Below are 20,081 nucleotides of genomic sequence, written 5' to 3' on the forward strand. Positions count from 1 at the left end.
CTCGCATGCCATCTAAGGGCGGCAAGAAACACACCAGGAATCCGAAGGACGCTCCACTATGGCCGATGCGCAGTATGACTATGATCTCTTTGTAATCGGGGCTGGATCCGGCGGCGTGCGCGCTGCACGGATTGCTGCGCAGGCTGGTGCGAAAGTGGCCATCGCAGAAGAGTACCGCGTTGGGGGGACCTGCGTCATCCGCGGCTGTGTGCCGAAGAAGTTCATGGTCTACGCCAGCGACTATGGTCACAAGATCAAGGAAGCCGCGGAATATGGCTGGCAGGTTGAGTCGAATGGCTTCGACTTTCCAAAATTCATGTCCAGCATGCACGCTGAAGTCGATCGGCTGTCCGCAATCTATCTGCGTAACCTCGCCAATGCCGGCGTTGAGGTCTTCGAAGAACGGGCAGAACTGGATGGTCCGAACAAGGTCGTACTGAAGGAGACCGGCAAGTCATTTACCGTCGACAAGATCTTGATCGCCACGGGCGGTGAGCCGTGGAGACCCGCCAAGGAAGACCTTCCAGGCGTCGAGCATACGATCACGTCGAATGAGATTTTCCAGCTTAAAGAGCTGCCAAAGTATCTCGTGATCGCTGGCGGCGGTTACATTGCCTGCGAGTTTGCGCACGTCTTTGCTGGTCTCGGGGTCGAGACGTGTCTCGTCTATCGCGGCGACACTGTGCTCAACGGTTTTGATTATGACGTCCGCACGTCGGTCCACGAGGGTCTCAAGGAAGCCGGCGTTCGCGTGATCACCAACCGCACCTTTGACCGCATCGATGAGGTGGAGGGCGAAAAATGCCCGTACAAGATCACGCTCGACGATGAGACGGAGGTCATGGCCGACGTCATCATGATGGCTGTTGGCCGTCGTCCGTCCACCAATGGACTTGGCTGTGACAAGGCTGGCGTCGAGCTTGATCAGAAAGGCGCTGTCATCGTCGATGATGCGTCGCGCACCAATGTTCCGAATATTTTCGCTGTGGGCGACGTGACGGACCGCATCGCGCTGACGCCGGTCGCAATCCGGGAGGGGCATGCCTTCTCTGACAGCATCTTTGGCGACGATGAGTGGTCGTTCGAGCACGACAATGTCGCTTCAGCTGTGTTCGTGCAGCCGGAAGTGGGCACGGTCGGGCTGTCGGAGGCTGAAGCCCGCAAGAAATTCGGCGATGTCGATATCTACAAGACGCGTTTCAGCCCGATGAAAACGGCGCTTCTGGAATCATCGGAACGCGTGATGATCAAGCTGGTGGTGAAGCAGGATGACCAGAAAGTCGTTGGCGTTCACATCGTCAGCCCGGATGCGGGCGAAATGATCCAGATGATTGGCGTGGCGGTGAAGATGGGCGCTACAAAAGCGGACTTCGATCGCACCTGCGCGGTGCACCCCACCATTGCCGAGGAAATCGTCACGCTGCGGCAGAAATGGGTGCCGGACGTTGAACCAGGCTGATGGTGGAAGGCTAAGGTGCCATGACGAGCTGGTGGATTTCGCCAGCTGACGCCTTCAGGGCTTCGCGAACAGCTTTCAGCCCGCCGCCGCGACCTTTGTGAATGATGAGGCTCTTCCATGGCGCCTGGTCCGGTTCTGGCGCTTTCACTGTGAGGTGCCCGCTTTTCGGAATCGCATGCTGGAGAAGGGCTTCAGAGAGTTTGAAACCGGCGCGCTGGTCATGAGCGCCATTGCGGGCGTCGGCTTCAAACGATGACTGCTCATTCTTCGAAACGCGATTGAACAGAACCGACAGATCTGGACGAACGTCGTCGGCGATCTGTTCATTGAGAACAAGGTTGAGCAGCTTCACGCCGCGCAGCGAATACATGTCGGGATGCATCGGCGCGATCACGCGGTCACTGGCTTCTAGGGCGCATTTTGTCAGGAATGTCGCGTTCGGGTTGGTGTCGAACACGATGAGATCGTACGAACTGCGCAGATGGTCGATCATTCGCAGGAAGTTTTCCCGGATGGCTGCCAGCGCAGCTGCATCCGTGGCGAACGCATATTTGGAAATCTCGAACTGGCCGGAGATCAGATCCAGCACGCCTCCAGGTGCGCCTTCCTCCATCAGGGAATGGGCGATGTCATCAGGATCTGGCGCAGGAAACGGCTCGATCGACAGGCTGCTCCAGGCTTCGGCTGGCGATGTCGCATCGCTGGCGTGTAGCCGGCTTCGTTCAAACAATGAGATGACCGATTTGTCCTGGATGGCGCTTTTGTCTGCGGCCTCCATGTCGAAGAAGGTCTGGGTCAGATTGTATTGTGGGTCGAGGTCAATCAGCAGGACGCGGCCGCCAATTGTGGCCTGCCATGCCCCGAACACCTGTGACGTGATGGTTGTCTTACCGACACCGCCTTTGAGGTTCATCACGGACAGGACAGGGCACTTGCGGCGATAGCGGCGTCGCACGTCGCTCGTCAGTTTTTCGAGACCGCCTTCATCCATGAGGCCATAGCTCAGACTGTTGGCCAGCTCTTTCTTGAAGACGCCGGACAAGCGGGCATTATCGGTTCGGAAAGGGAAAATGGTGGTGCCACGGGCAATGGCTCGCTCGATCTGCCCCTGGGCCTCTCGGGAGCGAACGCTGCTCGCGGACACCAGAACGACCATCGCGAAGGCCTTGTCGATCGCCTCTATGATCGTGGCCCGGCTTTCCTCAGTGTCGGCGCCGGGGGCGTCATACCAGACAGGAATGCCGGCCCGGCGCAGCGCTTCATGCACCTGCAAGAGGTTATCGACATCCTTGGGGCCGTGAACAATGAAGGCGTGCGACATGGGAGGTGTGGCTTTCTTTTACCCCGATGGGTAGGGCAATGGGGGTGATTCCGCCACACAAACTGCCCATGAAATGTGGTAAAACTTGTGCGACCGCTGCCATTATGATTAAGACGCGCGCCTGAGGAGTAGAGACATGACCTGGACACCGAACAGCTGGAGAGCCAAGCCTGCCAAGCATATTCCGGAAGATTATCCGGATAGCGCGGCGCTGTCTGATGTGGAAGCACGCCTGAAAGAGTTTCCGCCGCTGGTGTTTGCAGGCGAAGTACGCAAACTCAAGCAACAGCTCGCTTCTGTCTCTGCCGGTGAAGCCTTTCTGCTGCAGGGCGGCGATTGCGCCGAGAGCTTCAAGGAATTCAGCGCGGACAATATTCGCGACACGCTGCGTGTCATGCTGCAGATGGCGGTCGTCCTGACGTTTGCCGCGTCAAAGCCTGTCGTGAAGGTTGGCCGTCTGGCCGGACAATTCGGCAAGCCCCGTTCGTCGCCTGTCGAGACGGTCGATGGCGTGACGCTGCCATCCTATCGCGGCGACAATATCAACGGGATGGAGTTCACCGAGGAAGCGCGGTTGCCGGACCCTGAGCGGCTGATCAGGAGCTACTCACAGTCCGCATCGACGCTGAACCTTGTGCGGGCTTTCTCGCAGGGCGGCTATGCTGACCTTGCGAATGTGCACCAGTGGATGCTGGGCTTTGTTGACCGCTCACCGCAGGGCGCTCGGTATGAAGCGCTCGCGGACCGTATCTCCGACGCTTTGTCCTTCATGAACGCGTGCGGCGTGAACTCCAAGACCGTGCCGCAAATGGCGCAGGTCGATGTGTATACGTCGCATGAGGCCTTGCTGCTGGGCTTTGAGGAAGCGATGACGCGTGTCGATTCTACGTCTGGCGACTGGTACGATACCTCGGCGCACATGCTGTGGATCGGCCACCGTACGCGCCAAGTCGACCATGCGCATGTCGAGTTCTGCAAGGGCATCCGCAACCCGCTGGGCATCAAGTGCGGGCCGGGCCTGGAGACCGACGAGCTTCTGCGTTTGATCGAGACGCTGAACCCGAAGGACGAAGCCGGCCGTATTACGCTGATCACCCGCTTTGGATCAGAAGGCGTGAAGGAAGGTCTTCCGCCGCTGGTACGCGCTGTGAAGAAGAGTGGGCGGAATGTCGTCTGGTCCTGTGACCCGATGCACGGCAACACGCTGAAGACGGACAGCGGCTTCAAGACCCGTCCGGTCGACCGCATCCTGTCCGAAGTGCGCCAGTTCATTGAGGTCGTCTCGTCAGAAGGGTGCTATCCGGGCGGGGTTCATTTCGAGATGACCGGCCAGGATGTCACCGAGTGTATTGGTGGCGCACAGGCCATCTCTGAGGCCGACCTGTCGTCTCGATACCACACTCACTGCGATCCTCGTCTGAACGGCGAACAAGCGCTTGAGTTGGCCTTCCTGATCGCAGAGAAGCTCCAGCACATGAAAGCCGCCGTCAGCGCCGAAGCGCGCGCCGCGAGCTAAGAGGGAGACGAGCCATGCGTCGCAGGCGGGTCTGGCCCGCCTGGGCGAGGCCATCCGACATTGCAGATCTATTGCGGCTGTCAGGGCCGATTGCCGTCTCGCGCGCTGCGATGATGTTGATGGGCCTGACGGACGTGATTGTGCTCGGCCAGAATGCGCCGGGTGAGCTGCCTTTTGTCCTGAACTCGTGGCTGCCGATTGGTGTGTCGCTGGGGCTGACGATGGGTTTGCTGATGGGCGTCTCGGTGCTGACGGCGGAACTGGCAGGCGTCGGCGATGGGCATAATAGCGGCCGCATTTTCCGGCGGGGCATCAAGTTTTCGCTCTGGTTCGGGGCGATCTTGACGGCCGTAATCCTGTTGATTGCGAGTCCGATGTTCAGGCTGTTCGGCTTCGAGGAGCATGTGGCAGAAGGCACGGCGTCGGTCACGCGCATTCTCGCGATTGGCCTGATCGGTCATATGCTGACCCATGTTGCCGGGTCGTATCTTGAAGCGCTTCGGCGCCCACTGATTGTGACGGCAATCATGTATACCGGCGTTCTTATCAACCTCGTGATCGATCTGGCGGTTGTAGCGGGCTGGTGGGGTATGCCGAAACTGGGCGCCGATGGCGTTGCCATCGCAACGACCGGCACGCGCTGGGGGCTCGTGATCTTCTTCCTTCTGGCCGTGTGGAAGCTGACCCCGGCCTTCAAGCCGTCTGAAGCTGGGCCAGAGGGGGAAGCCAAACATCAATTCTCCGTCGGTTACGGCACTGCGGTTTCGAATGTCGCCGAGTGGGGCGGGTTCAACTCGACTTTCATTATCGCCACGTTGATCAGCACCGCTGTGAATACGATTTACGGCATGGCGATCCATGTCATTGGCTTCTGCTTCATGGCGTTCCTGGGCCTCGGCACAGCGACAAGCGTCCGTGTGGCCGAAGCCTATGGGCGCAAGAATTCCGATCAGGTGCGCGAAGCCTCCCGACTGGGCGTTGTGGCGACCGTGTTGATCGGCGTACTTCTGGGCGCGCTCGTCTGGATGTTCCAGGAACCGCTGGCATCCATTCTGATCAAGTCGGATGCGGAAGTCGGGGGCGTCGCCATCCATGCTGCGCTTGTGCCGATAATCGGCTTCACGTCTGTGGTTATCGTCTTTGACGGTTTGCAGAACGTCGCCTCGATGGCGATGCGAGCACAGAATGTGATCTGGCCGCCCACCTTCATCCATCTTGGATCCTATTTCATCCTGATGCTGCCACTCGCCTGGTATTTCGGCATGGTCCGGGGCGGCGGTGCCATGGGGATGATGCAGGCTGTGCTGATCGCTTCTGTGTTCGCAGGTCTGATGCAGACCCTGATGCTGGAAATGAAAGCGGCGCGCCGGTTGAAACCGACGCGCCGCCCAGTGATCTAAGATCGCTGTCGAAGCTTAGATGTCTTTCAGAGCCGAAGCAGGCTTGAAAGCACCAGACGTCTTCTCAGGAATCTGGATCGTTTCGCCCGTTGCCGGGTTACGACCTTCGCGCGCGCCACGCGTCTTCGCGTGGAATGTGCCGAAACCTGCGATTGCCACCTGCTTACGGCTTTTGACCGCACCAGAGATGGTATCGAAAACTGCGTCTACCGCCTTGCCGGCGTCTGCTTGAGACATGCCTGCAGATTCTGCGACGGCTTTTGTAAGTTCACCCTTGTTCATTGGGCTCTCCTTTTAGCTTACGGCTCAACAGTGCCGCGTCTTGGTTCTACATGATTCGGAGGGGGTAAATAGCCCGAAAACCCAATAACGACGGGCTATTTCAGCAGAATCCACCCTTCTTCTGTGGTTATCTGCGCAATTTCCGTGCTTTCGAGCGCTTCCGGCGGGCCAAAGAGAGGGCCGAGTTTTCCCGCTTCGTCCAGATCGTAATAGTGGTGGGCGAGTGCGCGGACCTGTGCTTCGTCGAGCACTTCACCGGGGCCGGGCTTGGCATCGACCAGCGAAGGATAGACCTCGGCGAAGACGATGTCCGTGGTTTCTAGCGCGTCTTCGTCGAGTGCCTGAAAGCCGGTCTCGAATGGCCAGATCTTCGAGTTAGGCAGTCGTTCGGTGAGGGCTTTGACGGTGGGAATCCCAAGCAGCGACTGACTGCCAACGGAGCCAGCGCCATAAAGCTGCCAGACCGATTTGGGTTTCGCCTTGAAATTCCGTCGCACGTAGTCTTCCGCGATCCGGTATTCGGCAACGGGCGATTGCGTGAAGTCGCCTTTCTTACCTGACAGAGTGGTGATCTGGTCACGGGCGGGCGCCCCCCAGAACGGCTGGGGTCCTTTTGTCATGGAATAATTCATGCCGGCGGCAATGGCGAAGCGACGGTTCGAATTGTCGTCCTTGTCCTTAAGCTTGGACGCCAGATGATCGAAGGTGCTTTTCCATGCTGGCTCGCCGGCCTTTTCCAGACCGGCCGCTTTTGCGGTGCCAGCCGGATAACCAAGGCTGAAGTCCAAACCGATCAGCACCTTGTCTCCGCGCGCGGCAAAGCGTTCCGCGAGGCCCGCAATCATGTCGCGCGCCTTGAGGCGAGTGGGTGGGTTGGCCGCCTGAAACTGGAACTTCAGCCGCGCGTCACGGGCGAGAGCTCCAATCCAGATCGAATTGGCCCCCTGCGCCGGTTTGCTGGCCGCGCTCCAGTCAACGATGATGTAGGCATCGAACAAACGTGCCATGCAAAGCCTCGATTATTGAGTGTTGGCTAGTCGATTTTGACCAGCATCTTTCCGGTGTTTCGCCCCTGGAAGAGGCCGAGGAAGGCTTCAGGAGCCGTCTCGATTCCTTCCATGACTGTTTCCTCAAACTTCATCTTGCCCGACTGAATCCAGCCAGCCATGTCCTGCAGGAATTGCGGCTGCATATCAGTGTGCGTGGAGACGATGAAACCCCGGATTTGCAGCTGCTTGCCGACGACCTGAATAATGTTGCGCGGCCCGGGAACGGGTTCGGTGGCATTATACTGGCTGATCATGCCGCACTCGGCAAAACGGGCCATAGGCCGTGCACATTCAATCGCGGCTTCAAGATGATCACCGCCGACATTGTCGAAGTAGACGTCGATGCCTTTCGGGGCGGCTGACTTCAGTGCACCGAGCAGGGATTCATAGGTGTCGTGCTGCTTGTAATCGATCACGGCGTCAGCGCCGAGGTCTTTGATAAGATTGCATTTTTCACTGCCGCCGGCAGACCCGATCACCGTGCAATTCTTGATCTTGGCGATCTGTGTCACGGTTGACCCGACGGCGCCGGCTGCGCCCGACACGAACACGGTATCACCTTCTTTCAGGTCGGCGACGCGAAGCAGGCCTGCATAGGCGGTCAGGCCGGGCATGCCGGCAACGCCGAGCAGCGCCGAATCGGGGAGACCCGTCTGCGGAACCTTGTTGGCCATCACCTCTTCAGGCTTGGCCGTCCAGGCTTCGCGCCAGCCAGCCATCGATGTGACGAGATCGCCGACGGCAAAGTCAGGATGAGCCGATGCGGTGACCTTTCCAACAGCGCCGCCCTGAAGCGTTTCGCCGATCTGGAAAGGGGGCACGTAACTTTCGCGATCGTACATCCGCCCGCGCATATAAGGGTCAACGGACATCCAGCTGTTCTGGACCTGGATTTCACCGTCCTTTGGCTCAGCGGCGTCGGTTTCGCTCATCGCAAAGTCAGAGAGTTTCGGCATGCCGACCGGGCGTGCTGCGAGCGCCCATTCTTTCGATTTCAGTGTAGCCATTACGGTGTCCTCCTTGTTTATATATGGCCAACAGATGGGCCGCAGCGCGCATCGTGTGAAGGGCGGAGCGAAAGAATTCGCAAGACTCTTTGATCGACAAGCCTGTGCGCCGGACTTGTGATGAGACACAAACCGGTGCGAAGGGGAGCCAACAAGGTGGAGTACACAATGTCATCTCTGAAGGTTGGCCTCGTCGGAGCGGGTGTGTTTGGCGGATATCATGCCGGCAAGATCGCAGCGTCGGATCGGGCAGAATTTGTCGGCGTATTCGATCCGGATCTGGAAAGAGCCTCAGCGCTTGCCGACAAGCAAGGCGTGAACGCCTTCAAGAGCGAAGCGGACTTCTACGGCGCATGCGATGCCGTCATCGTTGCGTGCCCGGCCAGCTATCATGAGAGCGTTGTCAAAAAGGCGCTCACATTGGGGCTGCATGTACTCGTCGAGAAACCCCTGGCGCTGAGCGGGGCCGCTGCAGCAGAGCTCGCCGAATTGGCCGATGAGAAATCGCTGGTCCTGCAGGTCGGACACCAGGAGCGGCTTGTTCTTGAGGCGATGGGTTTCTTCGATATATCAGAGGCGCCGCTGTCAATTGAAGCGATCCGCGAAGGCCCTCCAGCGCCGGACGGCCGGGCAGGCGACGTCTCTGTTATCTGGGATCTGATGACCCATGATCTCGACCTCGTTGCCCGCCTGATGGGCGGAGGCGCGACGGCGACCGGCCGGGGCCAGGTGCACCACACCAAACATATCGATCAGGCCGAAGCGGACCTCATCTTCGATGACGCGCGAACGGCAAGGATTTCTGCCAGCCGTGCCGCCCCGGAGCGGCGCCGGAATATGACGGTGACGTATCCGTCTGGTGCGATCCACGTCGACTTCCTCACCCGCCAGGTGGAGAACTCGACCAGTCACATCATAAACGCCGACATTTCCGACAGTCTGCCTGACCCGCTGGGCGCTGCCGACGAAGCTTTCTTTGCCGCTTGCCTCGGCGAGCGCGAATCCCCAATTCCCGGTCGGGAAGCCGCCGAAGCCGTGCGGCTTGCCGAACAAGTCGAACAGACCGCCCTCGAAAAGATTGGAGCCTGAACCATGGCCGCTGCCCTCAACTCACTTCCTGCGGATGCGCCGATCCAGTTCTTTGACCTGAAGGCGCAGCAGGCCTCGATCCGCCCAGCGCTCGAGCAACGCTGGATCACGATCCTTGATCATGGACGCTATATTGGCGGGCCGGAAGTCGACGAATGCGAGCAGAAACTGTGTGAATTCACAGGCGCTGCCGACGCGGTTGCTGTTGGTTCCGGGACGCAGGCACTGGTGATGCCGCTGATCGCGCTTGGCTATGGCCATGGCGATGCGGTCTTCATTCCGGGCTTTACTTACAATGCGACGGCCAATGCCGTTCTTCTGGCGGGGGCAACACCGGTTCTCGTCGATATCGACCCGAACACGTTCAATATGGATCCCGAAGACCTTGAGCGGAAAGTCCAGCGGGTCAAAGGCACGCGTAACTTGCGAGCCCGCGCCGTCATTCCGGTCGACCTTTATGGTCTGGCTGCGGATTATAAAGCCATTCAGCAAGTCGCCGATGCGCATGGTCTCGTCATCGTTGGTGATGGTGCGCAGGCTTTCGGTGCGAAGCAGGATGGCAAATGGCTCGGCACGCTGGCCGAGATAACGGCGACCAGCTTCTACCCGACCAAGACGCTTGGCGGCTATGGAGACGGCGGCGCAATCCTGGTGCGTGACAAGGAGATGGGCGACTTGCTTCGCTCGATCCGCTGGCACGGCACGGGCGACAATCGCAAGGAATCGATTCGCGTCGGAATCAACGGTCGATGCGACTCTATCCAGTGCGCCGTTGTTGCAGAAAAGCTTGGTATTTTCGAAGGGGAACGCCAGCGGCGGATCACGGCTGCGTCGATTTATAATCAGCGGCTGGAGGGCAAAGTCGAGATGCAGACCGGCTCGCAGTCCGATGAGCCCGCTTATGGGCTGTACACGGTACGGGTGCCGGATCGCGATGCGATTCGGGCGAAGCTGCAGGACGCCGGTGTGCCAACAGCGATCTATTACGATACGCCGATTCATCAGATGCCGGCCTTCGAGCAGTTCTCGCCGGCCCGCGGTTTGCCTGAATGCGAGAAGGCCTCTCAGGAGGTTCTGAGTCTGCCGATGCACCCATATTTGTCGGAAGATCAGCTTCACCGTGTCTGTGACGCACTGCTGGGGGCTTTGCAGCGCTAAAAAGGCACCTTAAGTCAGCGACATGGCAGATACGCTGAAGATATTGGTCGCGCAGCTCAATCCGATTGTCGGGGACATTGACGGCAATCTCGAAAAAGCGCGTGCGACGCTGAAGGAAGGCGCTGAAAAGGGCGCTGACTTGGTCGTGTTCGCCGAGATGTTCATGCTTGGCTATCCACCGGAAGATCTGGTCCTGAAGCCAAGTGCTGTCGAGGACAGTATGAATGCCGTCAGGCAGCTGGCCGAAGAGAGCGCGGACCTTCCCGCTTTCGTCACGGGCTCGCCGTGGGCAGAAGACGGAGCGCTGTACAATTCTGCGGTCTATTGCGCCGGCGGAGTGATCGAGGCGCGATACGACAAGCAGGAATTGCCCAATTACGGCGTCTTTGATGAGCAGCGCCTGTTCACCAAGGGGAAGTCGCCCGCCGTCATCATCAATTTGAAAGGCGTGAAAATCGGTCTCGCCATCTGCGAGGATGTCTGGTTCGACCGGGTGCCCAATGCGGCCCGGGCCGCCGGGGCCGAGATGCTGATCATCCCGAACGGATCGCCGTGGCGCCGGAGCATCCATAAGGAACGCGCCGAAGCGTTTGACCGGTGGAGCCGCCTCGGCATGCCATATCTGTTCGTCAATCAGGTCGGCGGACAGGATGAGCTTGTCTTTGATGGCGCATCATACGCGACGAATACCACCCATGCTGAACGGTGTGGGCTGGTGGGCCAGTTTGTGTCCGGCACTGAGATGGTCGAGTTCGATCTGGAAGAGCGCAAATTTGTCCTGAAGGATGAAGGCTGCCGGCTGGATCATGACGGCTGGCACATGGAGTATCGCGCCGCGATGCTGGCGCTCGGCGATTACGTCAACAAGAACAAGTTCCCGGGCGTCGTGCTCGGCATGTCCGGCGGGATAGACAGCGCGCTGACGGCGGCGATTGCGGTTGATGCGCTTGGCCCGGACCGCGTCTGGTGCGTGATGCTTCCGTCGAAGTACACGTCGTCCGACAGTCTGGAAGACGCAAAGGCGTGCGCCAAAGCGCTTGGCGCGCGCTACGACATCATCAATATCCGGCCCGGCGTGGACGCGCTGGACGAGATGCTGACCGAGCAGTTTGCTGAAACGCAGAGCGATACGACCGAAGAGAATATCCAGTCGCGCCTGCGGGCTGTGACGCTGATGGCGTTGTCGAACAAGTTCGGCCACATGGTCGTGACGACCGGCAACAAGTCAGAGATGGCTGTGGGCTACGCCACGCTCTATGGCGATATGTGCGGCGGCTACAATGCGCTGAAGGATTTTTACAAGACCGAAGTCTTCGAGCTCTCCAGGTGGCGCAACCTCAACCATCCAGACTGCGCGCTCGGTCCGAAAGGTGAGGTTATTCCCGAGCGGATCATCACAAAGCCGCCATCGGCGGAGCTGCGCGAAGACCAGAAGGATGAAGATTCGCTGCCGCCCTATGACCAGCTTGACGATATCCTGCGCGGCCTTGTCGATGAGGAAGAAGACATTCGCGATATCATGGCCCGCGGCCATGAGGAGGCGACTGTAAAGCGGATCGAGCATCTCTTGTATCTTGCCGAATACAAGCGTAGGCAGGCGCCGCCCGGCGTGAAGGTCGGCAGCAAGAATTTCGGGCGCGACCGGCGCTATCCGATTACCAACCGTTTCAGGGATGATTGATGACGTCTCCAATCGTTAGATTTGCTCCATCGCCGACCGGCAAGCTGCATGTCGGCAATGTCCGCACAGCGCTGATCAACTGGCTGTTCGCCAAGGGGCAGGGCGGCAAGTTCATCCTGCGCGTCGACGACACCGATACGGAACGGTCAACGAAAGAGTATGAAGACCAGATCAAGGCGGACCTGAAATGGCTCGGCCTGGAATGGGATGACACATTCAATCAGTCTGACAAGTTCGAGCAATACGATGCGGCAGCCGACAAGCTGCGCGAAATGGGGCTGCTCTATGCGGCCTATGAGACCGCTGACGAACTCGATCGCAAGCGGAAGATCGCGCTGTCACGGGGCCGTCCGCCGGTCTATGACCGGGCGGCGCTGAACCTGACGGATGAAGACAAGGCGAAGCTTGAAGCCGAAGGGCGCAAGCCGCACTGGCGGTTCAAACTGTCAGGCGACCGCGTTGAATGGACTGATCTGGTGCGCGGCCCGCAAAGCATTGATACGTCGAGCGTGTCTGACCCGGTTCTGATCCGTGAAGATGGCTCCTATCTCTATACGCTGCCATCTGTGGTCGATGATATCGATGCCGGCATCACGCATGTCGTGCGCGGCGAGGATCATGTCACGAATTCCGGCGCGCAGATTGAAATCTTCAAGGCGCTTGATGGGACCGCGCCCGATATGGCGCACACGCCGCTGCTGGTCGATGCAGAAGGCGGGGCGTTTTCGAAGCGCCTGGGCTCGCTCAACATGGAAACGCTGAACGAACGCGGCATTCTGCCAATGGCGATCCTGTCGCTGCTCGCCAAGCTTGGCACGTCGGACAATATCGAAGTGCGTGAGACGCTCGATGCGCTCGCCGCGGACTTTGACTTTGGCAAGATCGGCCGAGCGCCTGCAAAGTTCGATGAACGAGACCTTCTTGCGCTCAATGCATCATTGATCCACGCATTGCCATTTGACGCTGTGAAAGAGCAGTTGAACGAGATTTCGCCCGATGCTGCGAATGAAGCCTTCTGGCTGGCCGTGCGGGAGAACTGTCAGACGGTGCAGGATGCGAAACCGTTTGCCGATATCGCCTATGGCCGCATCGAATCCATCATCGATGATGAAGATGCCGACTTTATCGCCGAGGCAAAGTCGCTGCTTCTGGCCGGCGACGTGACCAGTGAGTCGTGGAGCGTCTGGACAGCGGCGCTGAAAGAAAAGACCGGCCGCAAGGGCCGCGGACTCTTCATGCCGCTCCGCAAAGCGCTGACGGGGCAGGAACACGGGCCGGATATGGGGACCATCTTACCCCTCATCGGCCGAGAGGCGATCGAGCGGCGGCTGTCGCGCGTCTAGTCGTTCATCACGACAATTCGATCCCTGAGCGCGGTTAGTGCCGCTTCGGGCGTGCTTTCGTGCACGAGGCAGGCCTTGAACTCTTCCGGCGTGAACTTGCCTTCGATGATGTGATCCATCAGCTGGAAGAAAGGTGACCAGAAGCCGTCTTCATCGAGGAAAGCCATCGGCTTTGCGTGCAGGCCGAGCCGCGCCCAGCTGAGCATTTCGACGGCTTCTTCAAGCGTGCCGATGCCGCCTGGCAGCACGATGAAGGCATCTGACTCGTCAAACATCATTTGCTTGCGCGTGTGCATGTCATCAACGATCACGTGCTCGACGTCTTCGAAGATGCGTTCTTTCTGCAGCAGAAATTTCGGCATGATGCCAAGAACTTCGCCGCCGGCTTCATGAACGGCGCGTGCGCATGCGCCCATCAGGCCGACGCCGCCGCCGCCATAGACGAGGCGCAGATCCTTCTCGGCCATCTGGCGTCCGAGCGCGCGTGCGAGCTCAAGATAGCCCGGTTTCACGTCATTCGAGGAGCCGCAATAGACGCAGATCGATTTCAGCTTGGGCATTCGGATTCCTATCGTTTATTCCACCGGGCATGTAATGGCTTGAGCAGATTCGCACCAGACCCGCCCTGTTCGAAACAGGTTTCCTCCCCATATGGCGCAAATGAGTGACACACACGCGACGCAGCCTGACAAGGATCAGATCGAGAGTGCCGACGGTGGTCTCGGTGGTGCGATCATCCGAATTCTGAAGCTGCTGGCCCGGCCCGAGCTTTCCAAATGGCGTCCAATCATGGCGGTTGCGATTGTGCTAACCTTGGGCGCTGCCGTTCTTGAAGTTGCGTCTCCGATTATTCTTGGGGATGCGATCAACAGGGTTGCGGGGGAAGGGCCTGTCGCCACGTCTCTAACGGTTGCGGTTCTCTGGATTGCGCTGGCCATCGGGCTTCGCTTTCTGGCGGCGGCGCTGCCACAGGCGCGCGACGCGCTGTTCAGCCCGGTCAGCCAGGACGCGCAACGTATCGCTTGTGTTGATGCCTTTGGCCACGCGCAGTCCCTGTCGCTTGGTTTCCATCAGACCCGTCGTTCCGGAGCGCTGAACCGCGTGATCGAGCGCGGCGCGAGCGCGATCGACTATCTGATCCGGTTTCTAGCCTTCAATATCGGCCCGACCTTCGTGCGGCTGGCGCTCGCGTCCATCGCCTTGGGGGTGGCCTATGATTACAGGCTCTCGCTGATCGCTGTTGTGACCATCGTCATCTACGTCATCGCGACGGTAGTCATTACCGAATGGCGCGTGCGGCAACGCCGACGCATGAACAAGGCCGATACGGAGCTGCGGGCCGTCTCCATCGATACGCTGACGAATTTCGAAACGGTGAAGGCCTTTGCCGCCGAAGAGCGCGAGACCCTGCGCTACGACGGCGCGATGAAGCGATACAATAAGCGCTATGTCGAGGCGGTGCGGAGCATGTACCTGCTCAACGGTGTGCAGGCCTTTGTCATGAATGCCGGCCTGTTGGCGGTGCTGGCGCTGTCAGCCTGGAATTACAAACAGGGCACCATGGAGATCGGTGACCTGACCGCCGTGATGATGGTGCTGCTCAGCTTGTATGCCCCGCTCAATATCCTCGGCTGGGCGTGGCGGGAAATCAAACAGGGCGCTGTCGACCTCGAAAAGCTGCATGGCCTTCTGAACATGAAGCCGGAAGTTGCTGATAATCCGAATGCGCGTGTTCTGGCGAAGCCAGACGGGCGCGTCGTGTTTGACCAGGTGTCCTTCACCCATGATGGCCGCGCCGTTGGCGTTCAGGACATATCCTTCACTGTCGAACCCGGCCGAAAAGTCGCGTTCGTCGGCACCTCCGGCGCGGGCAAGTCGACGTTGCTGAAGCTGCTCTTCCGCTTTTATGATGTCGAAACCGGTTCGGTGAAAGTCGATGGCAGCGATGTGCGTGACCTGACGCAGGCGTCGCTTCGTGGCGCGCTTGGTCTCGTGCCCCAGGATGTTGTGCTGTTCAATGACACGATCCGCTCCAATATTTCGTATGCAAAGCCTGAGGCGAGCCTTGATGAATTGAGGGATGCGGCCCGGCGCGCGCAGCTGCTCCCCTTCATTGAGGCGCTGCCGGAAGGCTGGGACACGCGGGTTGGTGAGCGCGGTCTGAAATTATCCGGCGGTGAAAAGCAACGTGTGGGTATCGCCCGCGTTATCCTCGCTGATCCTGCCGTGCTCGTTCTGGACGAAGCGACATCAGCCTTGGACAGCGCAACAGAAGCAGCCGTCCAGGATGCGCTCGACGAAGCGGCCCGCGGGCGGACCACGCTGATGGTCGCTCACAGGCTATCGACCGTGCAGAACGCGGACGAAATAATTGTGCTAGAAGCAGGGCGTATCGTGGAGCGCGGCTCTCATGCTAAACTGTTGCAACGGGATGGTGCATATGCCCGCATGTGGGAGCGCCAGATTGCACGCGATGAACTCGCCGCAGTTGCTGAATAGGAAGAGGTAAGAATGGCTAAACGTGGAAAACCGATGACCGAACGCTCGCTGCCCTGGTGGCAGAGCGGCTTTGATCTTGAGGGCGTCGTTGGCTTTCTCGCGGGCTGGTTGCTCGGCATTCTGCTCGGCATGCTGTGGAGTCCGCTGTTCTGGATTGGCTTTATCCCCGGCATCGTGATTCTGTTTGCGACCCGGACCGCCGAGCGCGTGAGCCCGGAAGACAGCTCACTGATCCTGGCGCCTTGTGATGGCGTGATCGTTTCGGTCGAGGACGTCGATCCGCCAGAGCAGCTTGGTCTGGTTGGGCCGCATAAGCGGATCCGCGTTTCGTCTTCGCCATTCGCAACGAACAACATCCATGCTGTGACCGAAGGCAGTATCGAACACGCCGAACGTGAAACGGGGGCCGCGGAGAATTTTGCGGCGCTGCGGCCCGATACGCCGGGGCTTGAAGTGCTCTTCTTCAGCCTGACCGGCGGTGTGGGGAAAGTTGGCATGCGGGTCGCCACCGGCGGACTTGGGCCTCGTCTTGTGACGAAGGTCGACATTGGCGATCACGTGCCCGCAGGCAAGACGATTGCAACGCGCCGATTGGGCGGCTGGTGCGATGTGTATGTGCCCAGGGGCGGTGCCACTCAGGTTGAGCCCGGCCGGACGCTGATCGGCGGCGAAACGGCCATCTGGCGTTACGGTGCAGCGGCGGCCGTGCCTGAGCCGGATGATGCTGAGGAAGATATTTTCGACGATGAGGACGAGCCGACGGAACTTGATGCTGACTATGCCGCCTCTCCGGAAACAACGCCGCCGGAAGTCGCCGAAGACGTCGAGGAGGAGGTGAAAACCGAATCAGACGCGGCTACCAAGTCCGACGACCCAGCCGAGATGTTTGCTCGGCTTCGCCGGGAAGCAAGCAAGATTTCAGACGAAGACGACTAGACTTGGTCTGACGGCGCTTCGGCTCTGTTCATCCAGCGCAGAAGAGGGCGGAGTGGGATAACCCAGGCGACGCCCGCAAAAACGTAGAACGCAAGTTGCAGCCAGTCATTTTTCGTGGCGAGCCATGACCCAATCGTGCCGGCCAGAAAGATCCAGAGCCCGATGAAGGCAAGCAATACCACGCCAGCGATGATCTTTCTCATGTCGCGTTTCTCCCAAGGAACTGCATATGCGACGCCATGGCGGCTTGCCTGCCACGCCTGTGCAGTCAGATAGAGAGCCATGAGACAAATGGCAAAGACCGAAACTGCGACCCTTTGGGTCCGCCGCTGGCTGATCCTGATCGCGCTCATGGTTTATGCCATGATCCTTATCGGCGGCATGACGCGTCTGACTGACTCCGGACTATCCATCACTGAATGGGACCCGGTCAGCGGCGCGCTCCCGCCAATTGGCGCTGACGCCTGGGCCAGTGAGTTCGCAAAGTACCAGCAGACAGCGGAGTTCCAGCAGCAGAACTATAATATGTCGCTGGCAGAGTTTCAGTACATCTACTGGTGGGAGTGGGGGCATCGGCTTTTTGGGCGGCTCATCGGCCTTATCGCTGTCGGCGGGTTCGCAATCTTTGCAATCAAAGGCTGGCTCAGCCGGTCATTATCTGTCCGTCTTCTTATCCTGATCGCGCTGGGCGGCCTTCAAGGCGCGATTGGATGGTGGATGGTGTCGAGTGGCATCGGAGAGACCGAACGCCTCGACGTCGCGCCTTACCGACTTGCGACACACTTTGTGCTGGCGCTGGTCATTATCGGATACACAGCCTGGCTGTGGCTCGATCTCGGCAAACGCCAGAGGATCGAGGTGGGTTCGGCAGGGCGGTGGCTCGCGCTTGGTCTGCTCGGCTTGATCTTCGTGCAGATGGCGAGCGGCGCGCTTGTGGCGGGGCTCGATGCCGGGCGCACCTACAATGACTGGCCTTTGATGGCTGGCGAGTTCTTCCCATCACCCTACATGCCGGCCGAACTTGGCATCCGCAGCCTGTTCGAAGGCCGCGCGGCGACGCAGTTCAATCATCGGATCATCGCCTATGCGATCTGGATCATCGTCCTGGTGGGCGTCGCCGTGATGCGCGGCAAACCTGGATGGCGAGAAACGGCGACCTTGGCGGTGCTGGTCACGGCGCAGGCGTCGTGGGGCATCTTCACTCTGTTGAGTAGCGCCCCACTCGGCCTCGCCATTGTCCATCAGGCACTCGGGGTGATCCTGTTTGTTGCGGCGGTACGGTTTGCCTGGCTCACTGGCCGCCGGGCGGAATACTGATCGGGGTCAGCGTAATCCGGCTCGGATCGATCAGAATGGCGCGATGATCGTCGCTGCCAATCGTCCCGCCCATGACGATAACGCCGCCTGGATAACCGCCGCCGCGTGCATCGCCTGTCGCTGCCAGCGAGGTCGGTACGTCTGGCATGCGAATGGTGATTCCATCCTCGATATTCAGCGCTTGTGACTGACCGTTTTCAAAGATCGCTGTCAGCGTGCCGGCGTCGGAAAGGGTCAGAAGGGTTTCCCGCCCCATTCGGCGCAACGTGGACGTGGCCATGATCGGCGTGTCGTAGACTTCGACGCCGTCGGCTGTGAAGGTGCAGGCGCCAATCGTGCCGTCGGTTTCGATTTCTTCGGTCGGCGACCAGACGAGTTCACCGCCGCTTTCATTGATGTCACCAACCATCAGCGTGGTCGAGCCAGCCGTCCAGTAGGCGAGACGATGCAGAGCGTCTGTGCCCGCGATCGGCGGCGCGGCGCAGAGGCCTTCCGCGCGTCCTGATTGCTCTATCTGGAAGGCGTAGGGAATCGCTTCCTGCAAGCCTCCACCGTGAATCCAGATTTTGAGGTCGCCGGAGCCGTCAATGCCGGGAAAGAAGGTCACGGGCGTGTCAGCGAGAAGGGCATAGCGCCCCTCTGCAAGTGCAGCGACATCGGAATCGGCGATATCGGTGATACGCTCACCGTCAAAATTGAACAGCTGCAAGCCGCCGCCCTCATAGGCCAGCGCAAAGGTCGAGCCAGCGCCGCCAGCGATTCCAATACTGCGCACGGGCAAATCGAGGGAATCAGTCGACCAGACGGCGGGGAGGGTGTCCGTCGCTGTTTCAATCTCGACTTCCTGTTCGACGGCGCTGTTTTCCTGTATAGAAGGCTCTTCAGGCTCGGGCTCTTGCGGTCCGCTGCAGGACGCGGCATAGAAAAGCAGGAAACCGGCGATCCCTGCGTTGACAGGTAAGGTCTGCGCGCTTAAACGCGGGCGCTTGAACATATTCCAACACTCCGAATGAGAGGCTCCCGAGGAGCAATGAAGACTTATAACGCACCAGCTGACGTGGAGAACAAGTGGATCGTTATCGATGCGACAGATGTCGTTGTCGGTCGCCTTGCTTCATATGTCGCCAAACGCCTGCGGGGCAAGCACCGTGCTGATTTCACTCCGCACATCGATACGGGCGACCATGTCGTCGTAATCAACGCTGACAAAGCTCGTTTCACTGGAAACAAGCTCCGCGACAAAACCTATTACCGCCACACGGGCTATCCGGGTGGGATCAAGGAAACCACGGCAGGAAAGATCCTGTCTGGCCGTTTCCCTGAGCGTGCGGTCGAGCTTGCTGTAAAGCGCATGATGCCGGGTGAAAGCCCGCTCGCCAAACAGCAGTTTGCAAAGCTTCGCGTCTACGCTGGCGCAGAGCATCCGCACGAAGCCCAGAAGCCAGAAACCGTCGACTTCGCGTCGATGAACGACAAGAATAAGAGAGCTGACTGAGTATCATGTCCGACACTGCAAATTCTCTTGAAGACCTGAAAACCGTCACCGGCGGTGAAGCTGCGGAAGCTGAGGTCGTAACTGTAGAGCCGAAGATCGACGATCTCGGCCGCGCCTATGGCACCGGCCGCCGCAAGTCGGCTACGGCTCGCGTCTGGATCAAGCCGGGCACCGGCAAGATCACCGTCAACGGCAAGGATCAGGAGCAATACTTCGCTCGTCCGGTTCTGCGCATGGTCATCGAGCAGCCGCTGATCGAAACCGATCGCCGCACGCAGTTCGACGTGATCTGCACGGTCAAGGGCTCTGGCCTTTCCGGTCAGGCCGGCGCTGTCCGTCACGGCATCTCGCGCGCCCTGGTCGCCTATGAGCCGAGCCTTCGCGCCGTTCTCAAGCCACACGGCTTCATGACCCGCGACCCGCGGACCGTCGAGCGCAAGAAGTATGGCCGCGCGAAAGCCCGCCGTAGCTTCCAGTTCTCGAAGCGCTAAGACGCGATTTCAAAACAGAATTTTGGAATGGGGCGCTT

Annotated in this window: 19 protein-coding genes; 12 read left to right on the forward strand and 7 right to left on the reverse strand. The window is 59.4% G+C overall.

Translation table 11 applies throughout. From position 1 onward, the window contains the following. Positions 1-58: 58 nt before the first annotated feature. The gene (gene gor, locus WNY37_RS10670) at positions 59-1,459 is read left to right on the forward strand and encodes a glutathione-disulfide reductase (protein WP_342973375.1); all 1,401 of its coding nucleotides are present in this window, start codon (positions 59-61) and stop codon (positions 1,457-1,459) included. Positions 1,460-1,469: 10 nt separating this feature from the next. Here the strand turns inward: gor and WNY37_RS10675 are convergent, their stop codons facing one another. Next, positions 1,470-2,780, reverse strand: a complete 1,311-nt coding sequence (locus WNY37_RS10675; protein WP_342973376.1) for an AAA family ATPase — start codon at positions 2,778-2,780, stop codon at positions 1,470-1,472. Positions 2,781-2,916: 136 nt separating this feature from the next. On the opposite strand from WNY37_RS10675, the gene WNY37_RS10680 reads away from it, so the two are divergent. Together WNY37_RS10680 and WNY37_RS10685 are read left to right on the forward strand one after the other, a co-directional pair. Continuing rightward, a complete protein-coding gene (locus tag WNY37_RS10680) occupies positions 2,917-4,296 on the forward strand; it encodes a 3-deoxy-7-phosphoheptulonate synthase class II (RefSeq protein WP_342973377.1) in 1,380 nt (459 codons plus the stop codon). Positions 4,297-4,310: 14 nt separating this feature from the next. Then, positions 4,311-5,696 carry an MATE family efflux transporter gene (locus WNY37_RS10685; protein ID WP_342973378.1) on the forward strand — a complete coding sequence of 462 codons (1,386 nt, stop codon included), beginning with the start codon at positions 4,311-4,313 and terminating at the stop codon, positions 5,694-5,696. A gap of 15 nt (positions 5,697-5,711) precedes the next feature. Here the strand turns inward: WNY37_RS10685 and WNY37_RS10690 are convergent, their stop codons facing one another. The 3 genes from WNY37_RS10690 to WNY37_RS10700 all read right to left on the reverse strand — a co-directional run bounded on the left by WNY37_RS10690 (position 5,712) and on the right by WNY37_RS10700 (position 8,034). Then, positions 5,712-5,978: an HU family DNA-binding protein gene (locus WNY37_RS10690; RefSeq protein WP_084393670.1), complete on the reverse strand. Its 267-nt coding sequence runs from the start codon at positions 5,976-5,978 to the stop codon at positions 5,712-5,714. A 95-nt stretch (positions 5,979-6,073) separates the two neighbouring features. After that, on the reverse strand, positions 6,074-6,985 hold the full coding sequence (locus tag WNY37_RS10695) for a hypothetical protein (protein ID WP_342973379.1): 912 nt from the start codon (positions 6,983-6,985) through the stop codon (positions 6,074-6,076). Between the two features lie 26 nt (positions 6,986-7,011). Next, the gene (locus tag WNY37_RS10700; protein WP_342973380.1) at positions 7,012-8,034 is read right to left on the reverse strand and encodes an NADP-dependent oxidoreductase; all 1,023 of its coding nucleotides are present in this window, start codon (positions 8,032-8,034) and stop codon (positions 7,012-7,014) included. A gap of 168 nt (positions 8,035-8,202) precedes the next feature. Between WNY37_RS10700 and WNY37_RS10705 the strand changes: the two genes are divergently transcribed. The 4 genes from WNY37_RS10705 to gltX are packed head-to-tail and all read left to right on the forward strand — an operon-like array spanning position 8,203 to position 13,305. Further along, positions 8,203-9,123, forward strand: coding sequence for a Gfo/Idh/MocA family oxidoreductase (locus tag WNY37_RS10705; protein WP_342973381.1), 921 nt, complete (start codon positions 8,203-8,205; stop codon positions 9,121-9,123). A 3-nt stretch (positions 9,124-9,126) separates the two neighbouring features. Further along, positions 9,127-10,281 (forward strand): DegT/DnrJ/EryC1/StrS family aminotransferase, encoded by a 1,155-nt coding sequence (locus WNY37_RS10710; RefSeq protein WP_342973382.1) that lies wholly within the window; start codon positions 9,127-9,129, stop codon positions 10,279-10,281. 22 nt (positions 10,282-10,303) lie between these two features. After that, positions 10,304-11,962, forward strand: coding sequence for an NAD+ synthase (locus WNY37_RS10715; RefSeq protein ID WP_342973383.1), 1,659 nt, complete (start codon positions 10,304-10,306; stop codon positions 11,960-11,962). Further along, complete coding sequence (gene gltX / locus WNY37_RS10720; RefSeq protein ID WP_342973384.1) at positions 11,962-13,305, forward strand: glutamate--tRNA ligase; 1,344 nt, start codon at positions 11,962-11,964, stop codon at positions 13,303-13,305. The genes WNY37_RS10715 and gltX overlap by 1 nt, the downstream gene beginning before the upstream one ends. Here gltX and WNY37_RS10725 read toward each other — a convergent pair. Then, on the reverse strand, positions 13,302-13,865 hold the full coding sequence (locus WNY37_RS10725; RefSeq protein ID WP_342973385.1) for a TIGR00730 family Rossman fold protein: 564 nt from the start codon (positions 13,863-13,865) through the stop codon (positions 13,302-13,304). The genes gltX and WNY37_RS10725 overlap by 4 nt on opposite strands. Positions 13,866-13,965: 100 nt before the next feature. On the opposite strand from WNY37_RS10725, the gene WNY37_RS10730 reads away from it, so the two are divergent. Beyond that, positions 13,966-15,804: an ABC transporter ATP-binding protein/permease gene (locus WNY37_RS10730; RefSeq protein ID WP_342973386.1), complete on the forward strand. Its 1,839-nt coding sequence runs from the start codon at positions 13,966-13,968 to the stop codon at positions 15,802-15,804. Between the two features lie 12 nt (positions 15,805-15,816). Further along, positions 15,817-16,740, forward strand: coding sequence for a phosphatidylserine decarboxylase (locus WNY37_RS10735; protein WP_342973387.1), 924 nt, complete (start codon positions 15,817-15,819; stop codon positions 16,738-16,740). On the opposite strand, the gene WNY37_RS10740 is transcribed toward WNY37_RS10735, so the two are convergent. Beyond that, on the reverse strand, positions 16,737-16,943 hold the full coding sequence (locus tag WNY37_RS10740; RefSeq protein WP_342973388.1) for a DUF2842 domain-containing protein: 207 nt from the start codon (positions 16,941-16,943) through the stop codon (positions 16,737-16,739). The two genes, WNY37_RS10735 and WNY37_RS10740, sit on opposite strands and share 4 nt — an antisense overlap. Before the next feature lie 88 nt (positions 16,944-17,031). Here WNY37_RS10740 and WNY37_RS10745 point away from each other — a divergent pair, with 88 nt between their 5' ends. After that, positions 17,032-18,057 (forward strand): COX15/CtaA family protein, encoded by a 1,026-nt coding sequence (locus tag WNY37_RS10745; RefSeq protein WP_342973389.1) that lies wholly within the window; start codon positions 17,032-17,034, stop codon positions 18,055-18,057. On the opposite strand, the gene WNY37_RS10750 is transcribed toward WNY37_RS10745, so the two are convergent. Further along, on the reverse strand, positions 18,032-19,051 hold the full coding sequence (locus WNY37_RS10750) for a hypothetical protein (protein ID WP_342973390.1): 1,020 nt from the start codon (positions 19,049-19,051) through the stop codon (positions 18,032-18,034). The genes WNY37_RS10745 and WNY37_RS10750 overlap by 26 nt on opposite strands. A 36-nt stretch (positions 19,052-19,087) precedes the next feature. Between WNY37_RS10750 and rplM the strand changes: the two genes are divergently transcribed. Further along, complete coding sequence (gene rplM / locus WNY37_RS10755; protein ID WP_342973391.1) at positions 19,088-19,552, forward strand: 50S ribosomal protein L13; 465 nt, start codon at positions 19,088-19,090, stop codon at positions 19,550-19,552. Positions 19,553-19,557: 5 nt separating this feature from the next. Next, positions 19,558-20,043: a 30S ribosomal protein S9 gene (gene rpsI / locus WNY37_RS10760; RefSeq protein WP_342973392.1), complete on the forward strand. Its 486-nt coding sequence runs from the start codon at positions 19,558-19,560 to the stop codon at positions 20,041-20,043. Positions 20,044-20,081: the final 38 nt, after the last annotated feature.

The organism is Henriciella sp. AS95, assembly GCF_038900055.1.
In the GTDB taxonomy this organism is placed as follows: Bacteria; Pseudomonadota; Alphaproteobacteria; order Caulobacterales; family Hyphomonadaceae; genus Henriciella.